The organism is Leucothrix pacifica (genome assembly GCF_003172875.1).
GTDB lineage: Bacteria > Pseudomonadota > Gammaproteobacteria > Thiotrichales > Thiotrichaceae > Leucothrix > Leucothrix pacifica.
In genome coordinates, this window is sequence record NZ_QGKM01000055.1 from 1 (window position 1) to 18,314 (window position 18,314).

The 18,314-nt window shown below is 48.4% G+C and carries 17 protein-coding genes and 1 pseudogene; 6 read left to right on the top strand and 12 right to left on the bottom strand.

The genetic code is table 11. The features are described 5' to 3' along the window. Nucleotides 1–345, bottom strand: a pseudogene (locus tag DKW60_RS16490) (transposase); the annotation flags it as partial. Between the two features lie 155 nt (nt 346–500). On the opposite strand from DKW60_RS16490, the gene DKW60_RS16495 reads away from it, so the two are divergent. Then, entirely contained in the window at nt 501–1,292 is a 792-nt protein-coding gene (locus DKW60_RS16495; protein ID WP_109838766.1) for a hypothetical protein, read from the top strand. A 26-nt stretch (nt 1,293–1,318) separates the two neighbouring features. Here DKW60_RS16495 and DKW60_RS16500 read toward each other — a convergent pair whose 3' ends face one another. Together DKW60_RS16500 and DKW60_RS16505 are read right to left on the bottom strand one after the other, a co-directional pair. After that, the gene (locus DKW60_RS16500; RefSeq protein WP_109838767.1) at nt 1,319–1,522 is read right to left on the bottom strand and encodes a hypothetical protein; all 204 of its coding nucleotides are present in this window, start codon (nt 1,520–1,522) and stop codon (nt 1,319–1,321) included. Next, complete coding sequence (locus DKW60_RS16505; RefSeq protein WP_109838768.1) at nt 1,512–1,799, bottom strand: BrnT family toxin; 288 nt, start codon at nt 1,797–1,799, stop codon at nt 1,512–1,514. Before DKW60_RS16505 ends, DKW60_RS16500 begins: the two co-directional genes overlap by 11 nt. Before the next feature lie 134 nt (nt 1,800–1,933). Here DKW60_RS16505 and DKW60_RS16510 point away from each other — a divergent pair, with 134 nt between their 5' ends. Further along, entirely contained in the window at nt 1,934–2,923 is a 990-nt protein-coding gene (locus DKW60_RS16510; RefSeq protein WP_109838769.1) for a tyrosine-type recombinase/integrase, read from the top strand. A gap of 366 nt (nt 2,924–3,289) precedes the next feature. Here DKW60_RS16510 and boxB read toward each other — a convergent pair whose 3' ends face one another. The 9 genes from boxB to DKW60_RS16560 form a co-directional block, all read right to left on the bottom strand. Continuing rightward, the gene (gene boxB, locus DKW60_RS16520; protein WP_109838771.1) at nt 3,290–4,750 is read right to left on the bottom strand and encodes a benzoyl-CoA 2,3-epoxidase subunit BoxB; all 1,461 of its coding nucleotides are present in this window, start codon (nt 4,748–4,750) and stop codon (nt 3,290–3,292) included. Between the two features lie 14 nt (nt 4,751–4,764). Continuing rightward, nucleotides 4,765–6,420: a 2,3-epoxybenzoyl-CoA dihydrolase gene (gene boxC, locus DKW60_RS16525; protein ID WP_109838772.1), complete on the bottom strand. Its 1,656-nt coding sequence runs from the start codon at nt 6,418–6,420 to the stop codon at nt 4,765–4,767. Between the two features lie 201 nt (nt 6,421–6,621). Then, nucleotides 6,622–7,824: a 3-oxoadipyl-CoA thiolase gene (pcaF, locus tag DKW60_RS16530; RefSeq protein WP_109838773.1), complete on the bottom strand. Its 1,203-nt coding sequence runs from the start codon at nt 7,822–7,824 to the stop codon at nt 6,622–6,624. A gap of 12 nt (nt 7,825–7,836) precedes the next feature. Beyond that, complete coding sequence (locus tag DKW60_RS16535; RefSeq protein ID WP_109838774.1) at nt 7,837–8,271, bottom strand: MaoC family dehydratase; 435 nt, start codon at nt 8,269–8,271, stop codon at nt 7,837–7,839. Next, entirely contained in the window at nt 8,268–9,068 is an 801-nt protein-coding gene (locus DKW60_RS16540) for an enoyl-CoA hydratase/isomerase family protein (RefSeq protein ID WP_109838775.1), read from the bottom strand. The genes DKW60_RS16535 and DKW60_RS16540 overlap by 4 nt, the downstream gene beginning before the upstream one ends. Next, nucleotides 9,065–10,567, bottom strand: coding sequence for a 3-hydroxyacyl-CoA dehydrogenase (locus tag DKW60_RS16545; RefSeq protein ID WP_109838776.1), 1,503 nt, complete (start codon nt 10,565–10,567; stop codon nt 9,065–9,067). Before DKW60_RS16545 ends, DKW60_RS16540 begins: the two co-directional genes overlap by 4 nt. A 4-nt stretch (nt 10,568–10,571) precedes the next feature. Continuing rightward, the gene (locus tag DKW60_RS16550; RefSeq protein ID WP_109838777.1) at nt 10,572–11,369 is read right to left on the bottom strand and encodes an enoyl-CoA hydratase-related protein; all 798 of its coding nucleotides are present in this window, start codon (nt 11,367–11,369) and stop codon (nt 10,572–10,574) included. Continuing rightward, complete coding sequence (gene boxA, locus DKW60_RS16555) at nt 11,369–12,664, bottom strand: benzoyl-CoA 2,3-epoxidase subunit BoxA (RefSeq protein WP_109838778.1); 1,296 nt, start codon at nt 12,662–12,664, stop codon at nt 11,369–11,371. Before boxA ends, DKW60_RS16550 begins: the two co-directional genes overlap by 1 nt. 97 nt (nt 12,665–12,761) lie before the next feature. Next, nucleotides 12,762–13,688: a helix-turn-helix transcriptional regulator gene (locus tag DKW60_RS16560; RefSeq protein WP_109838779.1), complete on the bottom strand. Its 927-nt coding sequence runs from the start codon at nt 13,686–13,688 to the stop codon at nt 12,762–12,764. A gap of 142 nt (nt 13,689–13,830) precedes the next feature. Between DKW60_RS16560 and DKW60_RS16565 the strand changes: the two genes are divergently transcribed. Genes DKW60_RS16565 through DKW60_RS16580 form a run of 4 tightly spaced genes read left to right on the top strand, consistent with a single transcriptional unit; the run spans nt 13,831 to nt 18,307 of the window. After that, nucleotides 13,831–14,295 (top strand): 4-hydroxylaminobenzoate lyase, encoded by a 465-nt coding sequence (locus tag DKW60_RS16565; RefSeq protein WP_219988795.1) that lies wholly within the window; start codon nt 13,831–13,833, stop codon nt 14,293–14,295. A 42-nt stretch (nt 14,296–14,337) separates the two neighbouring features. Next, complete coding sequence (locus DKW60_RS16570) at nt 14,338–15,882, top strand: 3,4-dehydroadipyl-CoA semialdehyde dehydrogenase (RefSeq protein WP_109838781.1); 1,545 nt, start codon at nt 14,338–14,340, stop codon at nt 15,880–15,882. A 32-nt stretch (nt 15,883–15,914) separates the two neighbouring features. Beyond that, entirely contained in the window at nt 15,915–17,495 is a 1,581-nt protein-coding gene (locus DKW60_RS16575; protein ID WP_109838782.1) for a benzoate-CoA ligase family protein, read from the top strand. Next, on the top strand, nt 17,492–18,307 hold the full coding sequence (locus tag DKW60_RS16580) for an alpha/beta fold hydrolase (RefSeq protein WP_245929723.1): 816 nt from the start codon (nt 17,492–17,494) through the stop codon (nt 18,305–18,307). Before DKW60_RS16575 ends, DKW60_RS16580 begins: the two co-directional genes overlap by 4 nt. Nucleotides 18,308–18,314: the final 7 nt, after the last annotated feature.

Genomic DNA, 18,314 nt, shown 5'->3' on the forward strand with positions numbered 1-18,314 from the left:
TTTCAAGCGATTGCCCTGGCTCTCTCAACTGGTCTATCATCTGGTACGATTCCAATCGTCCGACATCAAGAGAGCGGTAGCCTTTTTTAATATCTCCTTCTCTTGTTCGAGTTGCTTTACTTGCTTTTCAAGTGCTTGGATTTTTTGCTGTTCCGGAGTCATTGCATGGGTGATTGGTGTCACGCCACCTCGCTCACTTTGAAGCTGTTTCATCCATCGTCTAAGTGCAGATTCACCGACATCCAGAGAACGGCAGGCTTGTGCGACTGAATAACCTTGGTCTAATACCAACGCTGCTGCATCATATTTAAATTCTGTCGTAAAAGTTCGACGCTGTTTTTTCATTTAACACCTCACTGAAGGTGGATTTTACCACCTATGTTGGTGTCCGGTTTTATTAAACCACTACAGACCAAGACTGGTACACACTTAAGTTACCTAAGGAAAACTGGAAGGCCGGGCAGTATTTTGACAAGGTCATACTGTGGCAAGAACTGGCTTTGGTATTGCTGAAAAAGTACTGCGAGCGTTTTTATCTTCTGACCAAACAAGAGCATGAAGCGCCGTTTTTGAGTTACCAAACCGTCCAGTTGAATAGCCCAAAAGACCCTAATTATTTGGCTAAGTACACAGTTGAATTTCCATCAGGTTCTAGCGAGTTTAGAACAGTATTGGAGACTGCTGGGACTTCGCTGAAAGTCGCTAAGAAAACCAATGTAGAACCAGAGTTGCAAGGCTTTGGTGAGCTTGAATTTTTAAGCTGTGCGCATCATTTGTACTTCCCTTTACTGCACATCAGTGCTGATAGTGACCGGGTGAAGGTGAAGCCCGTTGATCTAAATACCGGGGAAAGCAATTTCTTAAAAGATTTACAGGCATGGACTGATAGCAACAATCAGCTCAATGGTTCGGAGTTATTCGTACTTCGGAATCAAGCGAAAACCGGTATTGGGTTCTTTGATGCTGGCAACTTCTATCCTGACTTTATCATTTGGGTTAGGCGTGATAGTAAACAGTGGATTAGCTTTGTTGATCCAAAAGGTTTACTACACAACACGCAAGGGCTTGAGCACCCCAAGATACAGTTCCACAAGAAGATTAAGGAGTACCAAGATGCCTATAAAGAGACTGCAGCGGATAAAGAGATTGTTCTGAATTCTTTCATTTTATCGACAACGCAGCAACGTCATCTTAAGACACTGGCAAGTGACTATACGTTTGCTGAGCATCATGTTTTGTTTCAGGAAGAGCCAGGTTACGTGGATAAAATGATGAGTACAGTTTTGCTGTGAAGCGCTTACAACAGCAATATCGTATGTTATGTATTTTTGGTGTTTACGTAACTTTCTAAGACCTCATGAATCTCCTCAACACTGTCGAATTGCTTTAATAGGTCTAGACTGACTTTAATATAGCAATCATTGTCAGTCGTTTTATTAGCGTAGAACCCTCGAGGTTTATCAGTGCGCTTTAGGTCTAAGCGTTCGGTATCCAATGGGTCGATATCATTTTCAGTATGCATAGGTTTGTAACTCTTGTTTAGTTGCACGTCTCGCGCTGATAATTCTAATGGAGCTAATGACTTTCATATTATCACGAATGGTATATGCCACCATCAACACACGGCCTTGATTAGAATTACCGAGAAGGATGAAACGGTCTTCATCTGTAGAATGAGCTTCATCATAGAACTCGATGCTTTGGTTATCGCTGAAACAACTGATAGCTTCTTCAAAACTGACACCATGCTTCTTGAGATTCGATCTGGACTTATTTTCATCAAATTCAAATTTGAACATCTTCACTCCGTGAAAAAATAGCCAAACTTCCTGTTTAGCCCTAAATCTTATTATAGCATATGATAACGTCCTTTATCATATGCTATAGTGAGACGCAGGGTACTTTCCTGAAAAAGTCAGTCTAGGCGTAAAAAATGAACAAAATCATTCAAAGTAACAAAAAACCACTTCCAACACTGATTAGCGGCAATGCAGGTTTACCGATTGTGATTTCAAATGCCGGCGATCGAGCAACTTATCGCTACATTGAATTTTTTACCGCACAGATCCGGAATCCGAACACACGACGAGCTTATCTTGCATCAACAACCAAATTTTTCGATTGGTGCCAGGAGCATGAATTGAGTCTAGACAATATTCACTCAATTCATATCGCAACCTATATAGAAGTGCTCCAGCAATCTGAGCTATCAGCACCGAGTGTCAAACAACATCTCGCAGGAATTCGAATGCTTTTTGATTGGTTGGTCACCGGGCATATTGTGGAGGTGAATCCAGCAACTTCTGTGCGAGGTCCAAAGCATGTGGCCAAACGAGGAAAAACGCCCATCCTCACTCCAGAAGAAACCCGGCAGTTATTTGATAGCATTTCGACAGATACTCTGATTGGTTTAAGAGATCGCGCCTTGATTGCGGTAATGGTTTATACCTTCGGCAGAGTGACAGCAGTGACCTCGATGAAGGTGAAAGATTATTACCCTGTTGGGAAACGTTGGTGGGTAAGGTTGCATGAAAAAGGCGGCAAACGTCATGAAATGCCTGCTCATCATACGTTAGAACAATACCTGGATGAGTATCTGGACGCGGCAGGCATTCGTGATCAAGCTAAAACCCCCCTATTCCGAACTTTCAGCGGTGGACGAAAGCATGTTTTAACAGAGAACCCGATGATGCAAACCTATGGATGGCAGATGATCCAGCGTCGTGCAGCTGCTGCAGGCATTGCGACAAAGATTTGTAATCATACGTTTCGAGGCACAGGAATTACTACTTATTTAAGTAACAATGGTACGCTTGAGAAAGCCCAACAAATGGCTGCTCATGAATCTCCGCGTACCACTAAGCTTTACGATCGAACTAATGATGCCCTATCACTAGATGAAATTGAGAAAATTATTATTTAAATTCTTATCAGAGAGTACTAAAACGACAAGGTTCAAAGGGCAGTTATCAATATGGGGATATAATCCACTTCTGGTTAGCTAATAATTTTGACTTTTAGGATAGAGATATCAGTCATTGAGTAGTGATATAAACTTAGTCCGTGATTCTAAAGTCCAATATATAAGTCGCCGCTACCCCAGCATGCTTATTTTTAAGTCTAATATTCAAGTCCTTACTTAACTGTGGCACAGGACTTACAATTTCATCAAACAATACACTACCTTTGATGTCCCCTTGAGCCTGTGGCTCCCAATACCAAAAACCCCGCTGAGTGAACAGCAGGGCTTTTAACACGATTACTTCATGTCACTTAATTGACAAAACAATCAATGCAGCTTTACATACTCATAATCTAACGGCTGGCCATCAACCCCGACACGTGGCTCTGCGATCCAACCCGCATACTTACCCACCTCTTTGCAAGGCACCATCAGTGACTTGATGAACGCATCATCAGACTCAGTACATAGCCATTCGTCTTTCTGTGCATTCCACGCTTCTTCTGTGACCACCTGGCCATCAGGGGTGATGAAGTCTTCGGCGAAAACACCGACTTTACGTGAGAAGCCTTTAAACGGCAGCTTAAATTCAAAGTCAAAACCGGCTTTCTGAATAGACTTATTCCAACGCTTCAAACCGCCGATAGCATCTTTATGGTAATCATCCAGCAAGCGTGAATTAATCGCATTGTGTGCAGACTCTGCAACTTCAACGATAGCACCGTCGATCACACGCAGCACAGGATAAGTATCATTATTCAACTGATGATCATCATCGATCTTAGTTTCGTTATAACGCCCTTTTATACCAGCAATAAAGGCCGCTGCACCATTCGTGGATACTTCCGCACCAAACAAATCAGAGGTAACAGACACATGGAAATTCATCTTCTTCTGCAAGGTGGGCAGATCAATCACACCCAAAGCACGAACCGCTTCAACATCATTTGGATCAGTAATCCCTGCTTCAGTCATCGCCTCACAGGTACGTTGAATCACACGACCAATGCCAGTCTCACCAACAAACATATGGTGGGCTTCTTCAGTCAGCATGAAACGGCAACTACGAGCTAAAGGATCAAAGCCTGATTGCGCCAGCGACTCCAGCTGCATTTTACCGTCACGATCCGTAAAGTAAGTAAACATAAAGAAGGTCAGCCAATCACCGGTTTCTTCGTTGAAAGCTCCCAAAATCCTTGGCTTATCTTCATCCGCAGAACGACGCTCTAACAACATTTCTGCCTCTTCACGCCCATCACGACCAAAGTACTTAACCAACAGATAAACCATCGCCCATAAATGACGGCCTTCTTCAACGTTGATCTGGAACAAGTTACGCATGTCGTACAACGACGGCGCAGTTGCACTCAAAGCGCGTTGCTGCTCAACCGAGGCAGGCTCTGTATCACCTTGAATCACGATCAGACGACGTAATAATGCACGGTACTCACCCGGTACTTCCTGCCAGACAGGTTCGCCTTTGTGTTTACCGAATGGGATAGTTCTTCCTTCTTCTTTAGGTGCCAACAGGATGCCCCAACGGTAATCCGGCATTTTAACGTGACCGAATTTCGCCCAGCCTTTTGGATCAACACCGACCGCAGTACGCAGATAAACTTCTAAATCTTTGGCATCTTCCGGCCCGGCTTCGTTCCACCACTCAACGTATTTAGGCTGCCAACGCTCAAGTGCCTTCTTTAACTGAGCATCGTTGGAGAGATCCACATTGTTAGGGATCAGGTCGTCGTAATTTACTTCTACCGCTACTTCATTTATTACTGCACTCATCTTAATATCCTCTATTACACACGATTAAGGTCGTACTCGGCACGAACACCCGTGCCATATAATTTTAATGCCCCTTCTTCCCCGACAGCATTCGGGCGCTGGAATATCCAGTTCTGCCAGGCTGTGAGACGCCCAAAAATCTTGGTTTCCATGGTTTCAGGGCCAGCGAAGCGTAAGTTGGCTTCCATACCGGTCAGGCAGTCCGGTGAAAAACTCGCACGTTCTTCCAATACCACGCGTAACTCATCCTGCCAGTCAAGTGAGTCAATAACATAGGTCACCAGACCCAGCTCATCACAAGCATTGGCATCCAGATCTTGGCCGACTTTTTCCTCACAAAGCGCCACTTGTTCCGGCGTACCTAAGAAACGGGTCTCCAGACGGGTGATGCCATTGGACATGTGGAATGAACCAAAATTAGACTGGGTCAAACGAATGCTTGGCGCAGGACGATCATCACCTTCCATCGGATCTTCCAGCATGTAGCTGCGGTCAACCGAAAACAGTAACTCAGCCAACATCCCCGCAAAACAACTGCCTTGTTCGATGAAGGCAAAGGTAGTCCGTGAAGTCAGATCAATCCGCTTCAAAGTGCGTCGCCAGTATAAGGAAACCTCACGGATGAACCAATTGCTGCCATTTTTATTGATGAAATCATCGTAGAATTCGACCGTGTCCAGATCGCCTTCAGTTTTGAAGATAATCGTACCGATCTCAGTTTCATTAGTCCGCAGGTGGAGAATGGCATCATCAAGCTGGCGACAGACTGCCAACGGCCAGAATTCTGCACCCTGAGAAAATACTTCATCCATCGTTAAACCAGACTCGGTGGTTTCTACCGGTGCTTTTAAAACAACTGTTGCGGCCCGACGGGTGCGATCAATGGACACATTGACAAAGTCATAAGTGACCGTTTCACCCTCAATCGTGCGGTTCAGTTCCGTCAACATAACACCTGAAGCATTACCTGGACGATCAGAGGTTTCAGTTAGATCTACTGCTCTGTCTTTAACTGCCTGATCAAACTTAGAACCCGGCACAACTTCATCCACCAAGCGCCAGTCTACTGCTCTTTTGCCACGCACTCCTTCTTCAATCGAGCAAAACACATCAGCATGATCACGACGTACTTTGCGCTTATCAGACACCCGCGTCAGGCCACCCGTACCGGGTAATACCGCCAACAAAGGTACCTCTGGCAGTGATACTGCTGAGTTGCCATCATCCGCCAACATAATGTAATCAGTGGCTAACGCTAACTCATAGCCGCCACCAGCGGCAATGCCCCTCACCGCGCACAAGTAGCGCTGCTTAGAATATTCGCTGGCATCTTCGATCGAGTTGCGGGTTTCGTTAGTGAATTTACAGAAGTTTACCTTGTGGGCATGAGATGACACGCCGAGCATATTAATATTAGCGCCTGCGCAGAAAATTTTATCTTGACCTGAGGCGAAAATAACCGTCTTAACTTCCGGATGTTCAAAGCGCAAACGCTGAACGGCATCATAGAGCTCGATGTCCACACCCAAGTCATAGGAGTTCAATTTCAACTCATAGCCTTCAGCCAAGGTCTCGTTTGGATTGACATCCATTTCCAACCTCGCGACTGAACCATCGAATGACAGTTTCCAATGTTTGTAATTGGCTGGATTTGTTTGAAAGTTAATCATTAATTGGCTCTCCTCAAGAATTGTGTAAGCAGCTTTACAGCCCTGTAAATGCAATATAGTGCAACTATCTTATCAGCGCAAGATATTTAATGCATTATTATGCTATTTCAGTCTAACATCGGGCTTAACTTACTTTTCAGCTGACACAAAAAAGCCTCCGGCGATGTCGGAGGCTTTCTACTGATGCAAAAACTGAAGTAATTAAACTCGCTCAATCACCACCGCAATCCCCTGTCCAACTCCAATACACATCGTACACAGTGCATAACGTCCACTGGTGCGATGTAGCTGATTCATGGCCGTCGTCACTAAGCGAGCACCACTGGCTCCCAAAGGATGCCCCAGTGCAATCGCCCCGCCATTTGGGTTAACGCGCGGATCATCATCTTCCAAACCAAGTTCACGCAATACCGCTAAGCCTTGCGCAGCAAACGCTTCATTCAACTCAATCACATCCATCTGATCCAAAGTCAGACCTGTTAATGCCAGTACTTTACGCGTAGCTGGTGCTGGCCCGATGCCCATAATACGTGGTTCAACGCCCGCAGTTGCCATACCCAGCACGCGTGCTTTCGGCGTTAATCCATTCTCAGCGGCGGCCGTTTCCGTTGCCAACAACAATGCACAAGCACCATCGTTCACTCCCGAAGCATTACCCGCTGTGACCGTTCCATCGGGACGCACAATCGGGCGCAAACCAGCCAGGGTCTCCAGCGAACTGACACGAGGATGCTCATCCTGATTAAAAATCAAAGGTTCCTGCTTACGCCGTTCAATGGTAACTGGGGTGATTTCCGCATCAAAGACACCGGCTGCTTGCGCTTGAGCCGTCTTTTGTTGTGAACGAAAGGCCATTAAATCCTGCGCTTCCCGCTCAATATTAAAGTCTTCCGCAACGTTTTCAGCGGTTTCCGGCATCGAGTCCACACCGTATTCCGCTTTCATCAGCTTATTAACAAAGCGCCAGCCAATCGTCGTGTCGTATACCGCGTTACCGCGACTGAATGCCGTCTCTGCCTTCGGCATAACAAACGGCGCACGACTCATGCTTTCCACACCACCGGCAATCATCATTTGTGCTTCGCCGCTTTTAATCGCCCGTGCCGCTGCACCCACCGCTTCCATCCCTGAACCACACAAACGGTTGATCGTGCCACCCGGCAACTCAATCGGCAAACCCGCCAGCAATCCGGACATTCTGGCGACATTACGATTATCTTCCCCCGCCTGATTAGCGCAGCCGTACAGCAAATCGCTGACTTGTGCCCAATCCACGCCGGGGTTTCTTTGCATTAACGCCTTCAGCGGAATCGCACCCAAATCATCGGCACGCACGGTGGCCAAAGCCCCGCCATAGCGGCCAAAAGGGGTACGAATCGCATCACAAATATAAGCATGAGTCATAGAATAATTTCCTTAAGATCGCTCGAAAAAGCTGGTCGCTTCGAGGTCTAACACCTCGACACCTTTGTCATTAAATAATTGCCATTGCCACTGTACGATCCCCAAATTCGGGCGACTGCGGGACTGTTTGGTGTCCAGCACAGTAACAACCACAGACAACACATCACCCGCCCGCACCGGATTCGGCCACTTCAGATACGCCAACCCCGGCGAACCAATGCTGCCGGAGTCATGCAGCAGCTCATCCGTCACCAGACGCATCGCAATACCACAGGTATTCCAGCCGCTGGCAATTAAGCTACCATAAGGACTGGCCTTGGCCTTATCGACATCGGTATGAAACCATTGCGGATCGTAGCGCGTAGCAAACTCAAGAATTTCTGCTTCCTCAATTTTGTAGCTGCCAAATTTAAGTACCTGGCCTTTGCTGTATTCTGAAAACTTCATCGACCACCAAACTTCGCCAGACGGCGTTCCTTTGCAGCGGCCATGCCTTCACGGGCGTCAGCTTGTTCAAAGCCAAGAATTTCCAATGCCAGAGAATGCTCAAACGCAGGCCATGCGGCACGTAGCCAATGATTCAAACTGCGCTTTGTGAAAGTCATCGCGGTCGGGCTGGATTGCGCCAAAGTGTCCGCTACTTCGCGGGCTTTCTCCAACAACTCAGCATCTGGCACGACCAGACTCACCAAACCAATCCGTTCGGCTTCAGTGCCATTAATCGCATTGCACAGTAGCAAATGGTATTTAGCCTTAGCCATTCCGCACAATAACGGCCAGATAACAGCAGCATGATCACCCGCAGCGACACCAATCTTAGTGTGACCGTCAATGATTTTTGCCCGCTCACCGGCAATCGAAATATCTGCCAATAATGCAACCGCTGCACCTGCCCCGACAGCCGCCCCATTAATCGCTGACACAATCGGCAAGTCGCATTCAATCATGCCCTGTACCAAAGCGCGGCCTTCCTGCATCACCCGTAATCTGGCGACACCGCTATTCAACATGTCATCCACTAACTCTGGCGTACCACCGGCATGAAAACCTTTTCCCAAGCTCCGTACCAAAATACAGCGAACGTCTTTTTCAGCCGCCAATGTTGCCCAGACTGTACCCAAGGCTTCGTGCCCGTTGGCATCCGACATTGGCATGCCGTTTTCAGGGCCGAAAATCAACTCAGCAACACCGTTGTCCTGAATCTCAGCGACCATGTTTTCTGCAAATTCAATACGTCGGTTCATGCTGCCATCCAGTGTTGTTGTTTGAGCCAAGGGCTGACACGGTAACGCTCACCAGCATAATAATTATCCAGATTGTTTAATAGCTCAACCACAGCACTCGCTGACCAACCTGCCAGCCATTCAAACGGCCCCGCTGGATAGTTAACACCCATTTTCATCGCATCATCCGCCGCTTTTTCAGTACACACACCTTGCTGCACGGCGTCAGCCGCTTCATTAATCAACATGGCAAGGGTGCGGGCGACGACTAAACCAGGTGCATCGGCAATCGCTTGTGGCTCAAAGCCAAACACCTGTAACCAATGCGGTACGGCTTGCGCCCATGTCTCAGATGCACGACCTGAGATCGCCCATGCCAATACCTGGCCGTCTTCAAAACGCACCGGTAAATCAAACACTGCAACCTCAGCACCTTGCTCAGTCGCAGTGCGGCCATCGGTTAAGCGCAATATCGCACCATCAACCGCCAAGCCCTGCCAGTCACTATCAGCAAGCTGCTCACAGGCATAATCGTACTTTTTCAGCGCTGTCAAAATGTGTTCAGCCACTGCACCCGATCCATGCACCTGCAAGGTTTTCGCAGTGGGCAATTTATCCATCGGATCCATTTCGGTTAATACTTCGTTCACAGCGCCGTCACGGTAATCGTAAAAACCCTGCTTAGACTTGCGACCCAGCAAACCACCGTCCACTAACTCACGTTGCACCAATGACGGCATAAAGCGTTTGTCATAAAAATTGGCCTCGTAAACCGAGCTGGTCACCGCAAAATTAGTATCATGACCAATCAAGTCAGTTAGCTGACACGGCCCCATGCGAAAGCCGACAGCGCGTAGACAGGCATCCAATACCGTGGGACTGCTCGCTTGTTCTTGCAAAAGCGCCAGCGTCTCGGCATAAAACGGTCGGGCAATACGATTAACAATAAAACCGGGCGTTGAACGTGCATAGACCGGGACTTTCCCCCAACGTCCTGATAATTCAAAAATCCCCTCAGCTACTGCCGGAGACGTTTGCAAACCCGACACCACTTCCACCAGTTTCATCAACGGGACGGGATTAAAAAAGTGCATACCGACCAGACGTTCAGGGTGCTGCATACCATTGGCAATCGCGGTCACGGAAATAGACGAGGTATTCGTTGCCAGCACACAATCCTCTGAAACCACGGCTTCCAGATCCCGGAACAGTTTTTGCTTGATGCCAAGGTTTTCGACAATGGCTTCCACCACTAAACCGACAGAAGCACAATCCGCTAAACTATTAGCGACACTGATTTTGCTAAGACTCTCTGCGGCTGATTCTGCTGTGATTTTGCCTTTAGCAACTAACTTATCGAAAGTGGCCGACAGCTTTGCAATCGCCCCGGCAGCAGCACCTTCACCGACATCGTATAACAACACCTGATGGCCTGCCTGTGCAGCAATTTGCGTAATACCCGCGCCCATAATACCCGCACCGACGACTAAGACATCCGCTTCATTTAATGCTTGGCTCATTGCATTACTCCTCTGGAATCCAGTTAGCAGGTCGCTTGGCTAAAAAGGCATTAAACCCTTCTTTCGCTTCATCCGTACCACGCACACGGCTAATAGTTTTAGCCGTTAACTCCAATACTTCGTCGGTAACAGGCCCGACTTCCAGCTGGCCAAACAACAGCTTGATTTCACGTTGTGCATTCGGGCTACCGGCCAGTAATTCTTTTACTGTGGCATCGACCGCTTCATCCAGTGCCTCAAGACTGGAGACCTCCTGCAGAAAACCGATGCGTAAAGCCTCTTCAGCGCGAATCTGCGTCGTGGTTAATGCCAGCCGTTTTGCCTGCCGTTTGCCCACAGCATTAGTAACATGCGGGCCAATCACTGACGGCAAAATCCCGAACTTAGCCTCACTCACTGCAAAGCGCGCATTGTCCGCAGCAATGGCAATATCACAGGCACAAACCAAACCAACACCACCGCCTAAGGCTGCACCCTGGACACGCGCAATGGTGGGTTTTGCACAACGTTCTATACCCGCCAATACGCCCGCAAATACACGCGCATCAGCCAGATTCCATTCCTCTGACGCTTCGCTGGCGCGTTGCATCCACTGCAAATCAGCACCGGCGCTAAAATGTTTGCCATCACCGGCCAACACAATGACCCGCACGGTGTCATCCTGCTCTAAATGACTGAAGACTTCGCCTAACTCTCTGATCATCGTTTCATCAAAAGCATTAAACACATCGGGGCGCGACATGGTCACCTGCGCTACGCCAGCGGCTCTGGTCGAAAGGGTTAGTGTTGTCCAGCTACTCATCAGTAGGTCTCCAAATGTAAGCGACCTTCTTGTTTCATCGCTGTACCAAGCTCGGCCCAGTTCAACCCCGCCTGCTCAGCAATCTCACTTAACGCCAACAACACACCCTCTTCCATATCCTTTAAACCACAGACATAAAAGTAGGTATCAGGGTCTTTCAATAGCTCACTCAAATCAGGCGCACGTTCACGCATCCGATCCTGAACATAGGTTTTAGGTTGGTCTTTCTCACGCGAGAAGGCGAAATTAATATCAATAAAATCTTTGGGTAATTTTTGTAACGGACCAAAATAAGGCAGCTCGGCACGGCTTCTCGCACCGAAAAACAGCATCAACTTGCCCCCTTCGAATTTACCGGATGCCCGTAAGCGTCTGCGCCACTCAGTCATCGCCCTCATCGGCGCACTGCCGGTGCCGGTACAAATCATCACAATATTAGAACGTGGGTGGTTAGGCATCAGGAAGCTCGCACCAAACGGGCCAATCACCTGCACCTCATCACCAGCGTTAAGATCACACATATAATTAGAAGCAACACCAACCACCGGGTTGCCGTCATGATCTTCCAGTACCCGCTTAACCGTCAGCGAAATATTGTTATAGCCGGGGCGCTCACCGTTGCGGGCGCTGGCAATCGAGTATTGCCTGGCGTGATGCGGCTTACCTTTGCTGTCTGTTCCGGGTGGCACAATACCAATCGACTGACCTTCCAGCACAGGGAATGGCTTACCGCCAAAGTCCAGCACAATATGATGGGTGTCGTATTCTTTACCCACCTCAGTGACACGCAGGTTACCGGTAACCGTAGCGTTAATAGAAGGCTGGGCCGACTTTGGCGAATATAAATTGGTGTAGGCATGTGCCGCTGACCAGGGCGGAGTTGTAGCATTATACTGAGCATGATTAACGTGGCCTGCAGCACCGGAGGAGGATGCAGACGTCGCTACTGAGGCAGACTCAGACGTATCAACTGCACTCTCAGCAATGATTTCACCACCGGCTGCTTCAGCTAGTTCCTCAGCACTTAATTCATCGGGCAATTCATCCCAGTCAAACTGTTCTTCAAGGCTATAAGCAGAACTGCGAATCACCTCGCGCCAGTTATCTATAGAGCCGGTCGGACAAGGGCTGATGCAATCCATGCAAAAATTACACTTTTCTGCATCCACTACATAATTCATGTCGTCGTGGGTAATAGCATCAACCGGACAGGTTGCCTCACAGGTATTACAGCGGATACATATTTCAGGATCAATCAAATGCTGTTTCAGAATAGTAGCGGTTGCTGCGTCCATAATAACTCCTCCAAATAAACTATTATGCACTATAGTTCATTTTTTAGAGAAGGGTCAAGGGGCATCAGTGTCAGGATGCAACCGCATTTTCGGTTCGTTAGCTTATTTTTTGCAGTATCTCCTGCTTCAGGAGTGCAAACGTTTTTGCTAACGGTTGTGCGCTGGTATCAATGATCAATTGCGCCTTGGAGTAAAAATCTTCGCGTGAAGTCAGAATGTACTTAAGATCTTCCATGGCCTGCTTTTGATTACCCGCCATCGGGCGCATATCCCCCTGATCCAATACCCGCTGCATATGATCTTTCGGGCTGGCTTGCAGCCAAACTGTGGTGCAGTGGGCGAGTAAAAGATTGAAGGTGTCAGAGTCTGAAACCAGACCACCGGGCGTACCAATGACCACCTCATGATAAGTCTTAATCACCTCCTCCAGCGCCCGGCGTTCATAGCGCCGGTAGGCATTAATACCGTATAAATCCTGTATTTCAGCCACACTGCAACCGGCTATTTTTTCAATCTCACTACTCAAATCAATAAATGGAAAGCCCAGCGCATCTGCTAGCATTTGCCCCAGCGTCGTCTTACCTGCACCCCGTAAACCAATCAGCGCAATACACGGATTAAGTTTTTTATTGAGATTATTGGCGCGCAACATTTCGCTGATATTCACCCTGATGTCTTTTAACGTGTCTTCATCCTGATTCTTTAGTAATGAGCGAATCAGCAACCACTCCGGTGAGCTGGTGGTTACGTCTCCTGCCAACTCGGCCAGAGACGAGTTCAAGGCATTAGCAACCTGTAACAACACTAGAATGGAGGCGTTACCCTCTCCTGTTTCAAGGTTCGCCAAATGACGCTCGGACACCCCGGTCATAGCTGACAAGGTTTTACGGGTCACACCTCGTCGTGACCTTAACATGCGTACCTGCTGTCCTAATGCCACTAAAAAAGGATTTTTTTCCTGTTTTTTTTCCGATTTAATAATCTTCACCCCTACTGTTTGCTTCAGCATTTTCACTTTAGTCATAAGAATCTGATACCGCAAAAAATCACAACATGCAATATATTGCTTGACAGTTGAAGGGTATCACCAGTACTGTTTGCTCATGCAAGATAATTCATGTTATTGCGATTATCAAGCTCACCAACTACAGAGGAGGACCCAAAACGTGCAAAACAGTGATCTTCATCAACACATCGCCAGTTTAACGACTCAACTAAAAGGTCGCGCAATAAATGCAGACCTTGAAGCGTGGCTCAACCAGGAGCACGGCTTCAACAGTGATACTTACAAACAACTTAAAGCGGACTGTGAACGCGGTGTTGCTGAAGGTTCGCTCTGTCAATATGAAGGAGGCGGTGTGCGTTACGGACGCGCATTTAAACCCAGTGATGATTTAGCCGGGTTTTCAGTTGATGTGGTCGATATGGACAATGTAGTCGGCCCGCATCACACACATACTAATGGCGAAATTGATTTAATCATGCCCATAGAAGGTGATGCTCTATTTGATGGACATGCTGCCGGATGGATGGTTTACCCACCGGGAAGTAGCCACAAACCCACCGTATCCAATGGCCGGGCGTTAGTGCTGTACTTACTTCCTAACGGGGAAATTTCGTTCACAAAATAAGCCCCTGGCTTGCTTCATTAACCCACTAAAAACGACCTGACCATGACAAAACTTCTTGAAAACTATGTTGCCGGACGCTGGCAAGCCGGTAGCGGTAAAGGCACAACCTTACATAACCCTGTTACCGGTGAAGCACTGGTGCGTATCGATAATCAGGCTATTGATCTGGCCGAAGGCTTTGCTTTCGCCCGTGAACAAGGCGGCAAAGCCCTACGTGAGATGACTTATCAGCAGCGTGGGCAGATGTTAGCTGATGTGGTAGCGGTACTTCGGGGCAACCGAGATGCTTATTATGATATCTCCACGGCCAACAGCGGCACCGTAAAAAATGACAGTGCTGTTGACATTGAAGGTGGCATTTTTACGCTCAGCTATTATGCCAAGTTAGGTGCAAAACTGGGCGACAAACCTTACCTGATGGATGGTGAAGCTAGTTTACTGGGTCAGGACTCCAGCTTTCAGTCGCAACATATTCTGACACCAAGGCGTGGCGTAGCCTTGTTTATCAATGCTTTTAATTTTCCGGCCTGGGGACTCTGGGAAAAAGCAGCACCTGCTCTGCTTTCCGGTATTCCTGTGATTGTGAAGCCCGCCTCACCCACCGCTTGGCTGACTCAACAAATGGTGAATGATGTCGTGTCAGCGGGAGTAATTCCGGAAGGGGCTTTGTCTGTTATCTGTGGCAGCTCTGCAGGATTGCTTGATCAGCTACAGACCGCTGACGTGCTTTCTTTTACTGGCTCAGCAGATACGGCGGAAAAAATACGCTCTCACCCTGCAGTAACACGTCATTCCGTACGGGTAAACATTGAGGCAGACAGTATCAACTCAGCCTTGCTGCTGCCGGATGAAGAGGCTGACAGCGAGGCTTTTACTTTGCTGGTCAAAGAAGCTGTGCGCGAAATGACCGTCAAATCAGGTCAGAAATGTACCGCTATCCGCAGAATATTCGTCCACAAAGAACACTATGCAGCCCTAGCGAAAGCTATTAGTAAAAAATTAGCCAACATTCGGGTAGGTAACCCACAGGATGAAACTGTGCGCATGGGTTCATTAGTCAGTTGCCAACAGTATGACGCTATTTGTACCGGCCTTGAGCAACTTAAAACCTGTACTGAAGTACTTTATGACGGCAATCAACACCCATTTCAGGATGTTGATAACACAGTTGCCAGTTGCCTTGCCCCGACGTTGCTGGGTACTGAACAACCAGAACACGCGGACTTAGTTCACAACATGGAAGTGTTTGGCCCGGTAGCCACGTTGATCGCTTATCAGGATATGCCTCACGCAGTCAGCATGATACGCCAAGGCCAGGGGTCGCTGGTCACGTCGCTGTATGGCAGCGATCCGGTGAATCTGGCACAGACAGCCAGTGAACTGGCTGACAGTAACGGCCGCGTGCATGTTATCTCACCCGAAGTAGGCTCACTACATACAGGGCATGGCAATGTGATGCCACAGTCATTACATGGTGGCCCTGGTCGGGCGGGTGGTGGAGAGGAACTCGGTGGGCTACGGGCACTGAATTTCTATCACCAACGCAGTGCCATTCAGGCCAGCAGCGCCGTATTGGAAAACCTGTAGCGGAACCCGTCAGTAACATTAGGAGGATAAGAATGAATATTGAAGAGATTGAAGCGCCAGGTGATTCATTTAATTTTGCCCAACACCTGATTGAACGCAATGCTAACCGTACAGAGAACATAGCCTGTATTGATGATTATGGCAGCCTGAGTTATGGCGGATTGTCAGAACGTATCCGCGAAGTGGCCGCCGGACTTAGGCAACTGGGTATACGCAGAGAAGAGCGTGTGTTGTTGCTGATGCAGGATTGTGCGGACTGGCCGGTGAGTTTTTTAGGTGCGATGTATGCTGGTATCGTTCCGGTCGCCATTAATACCCTGCTGACCGCAGATGACTATGCTTATATGCTGGAGCATTCCCGCGCTCAGGCTGTATTGGTATCAGGGGCACTGCTGCCGACACTGACAGCCGCCATGACACGCTCTGACCATGAGCTACAAAAAGTTATTGTGTCTCACCCTGAAGCCCCTCTACATCCTTCTGAAATCGAATTTGAAGCATTCCTGGAAAGCTGCCCTCCGGCACGCAAGGCTGCCCCAACCTGTGGTGATGATCCTGGCTTTTGGCTGTACTCATCTGGCTCCACCGGGCGACCAAAAGGGACGATACATACCCATGCTAACCCTTACTGGACGGCAGAGCTGTACGGAACGCGTTCGCTGGGCATACAGGAAAATGACATCTGTTTTTCTGCTGCCAAGCTATTTTTTGCTTATGGGCTGGGGAACGGTCTGAGCTTCCCTTTCAGCGTGGGAGCAACAGCATTACTCATGGCCGAACGCCCAACACCGGATGCTGTTTTCAAACGCTTGACCGACCACCAGCCAACCGTCTTCTTTGGCGCACCCACCGGTTATGCCGGCATGTTGGCATCTCCTAACCTACCCGCGCCGGATCAAATAGCACTGCGCCTGGCGTCATCGGCGGGTGAAGCGCTACCGGCCGATCTGGGACAGCGTTTTACACAGCAATACGGTGTCGAAATTATCGATGGTATTGGCTCCACAGAAATGCTGCATATCTTCCTGTCTAACATTCCCGGTGATGTTCGCTATGGCACAACCGGCTGGCCGGTTCCCGGCTACGAGGTTGAATTGCGGGATGAAGATGGTTACACAACGATTCCTGATGGTGAACCGGGTGATTTGTATATTAAAGGCCCCAGTGCGGCCACTATGTATTGGAATAACCGCGACAAAACCCGCGACACCTTTCAGGGAGGCTGGGTAAAAAGCGGTGATAAATACATTCATAATACTGACGGGACGTACACCTATTCCGGGCGCAGTGATGACATGCTTAAAGTCAGTGGTATTTATGTATCACCTTTTGAGATCGAAGCCACACTGATTCAGCACCCTGCCGTACTGGAAGCCGCCGTTATTGGCAAAGAGGATGCGGAAGGCCTGACCAAGACTAAAGCATTCATTGTCCTTAAGGATGCTAGCAATGTTAATGAAGATACCCTGCGTGCGGAACTCAAGACATTCGTCAAAGATCATCTGGCCCCTTATAAATACCCACGCTTTATGGAGTTTGTGGAAGAGCTGCCAAAAACAGCCACCGGCAAAATCCAACGCTTCAAACTGCGTCAGCAGGAACAGTCGGCGTGAGTCAGGCACCACAGCCCACTGCATTCATTGATATCGACTGGGTGGGTCGCCCGATCAGCATTGAGTATCAGTGGATAGACTCAGAAGATCAGCAAGCTCCGCTAATGATCTTCCTCCATGAAGGCCTCGGTTCGGTCAGTATGTGGCACGATTTTCCACAGCTGTTGTGCACTGAATTGGGTTATCGCGGTTTAGTCTATTCACGCCCTGGCTATGGCCAGTCGACACCCCGTGCGCACCAAGAACAATGGGGAATGGATTTTATGCATCGACAGGCTTTGGAGGTACTTCCGGCATTACTGGATGCGCTCTATATAGATGCGAACCATCAACCAATCTGGCTTTTCGGGCACAGTGACGGCGGTTCTATCGCTTTATTGCATGCCGCATGTTTTACCGAACAAATGGCCGGACTGATTGTGCTGGCTCCGCACATTATGGTGGAAACACTCACTATCGATAGTATTAAGCAAGCGAAGGTGGCTTATGAACAAACCAACCTAAGGGACAAATTAGGCAGGCATCATAACAATCCGGATTCAGCGTTTTGGGGCTGGAATAAGCGCTGGCTTCACCCTGAGTTTGAGGCTTGGTCTATTGAAGAGGAAATCAAGGCAATTCAATGCCCTGTGCTCGCGGTTCAAGGGGTGAATGATGAATACGGCACACTAGAACAAATTCGTGGTATTGCCCGCCGGGTTCCACAAACACAACTGCTGGAGTTAGCCGATTGCAGGCATTCACCGCATCGCGACCAGCCAGCGGCACTTATACAGCATGTTAAAACTTTTACAGCCCGCCAGTCAGGCTAATGACTGG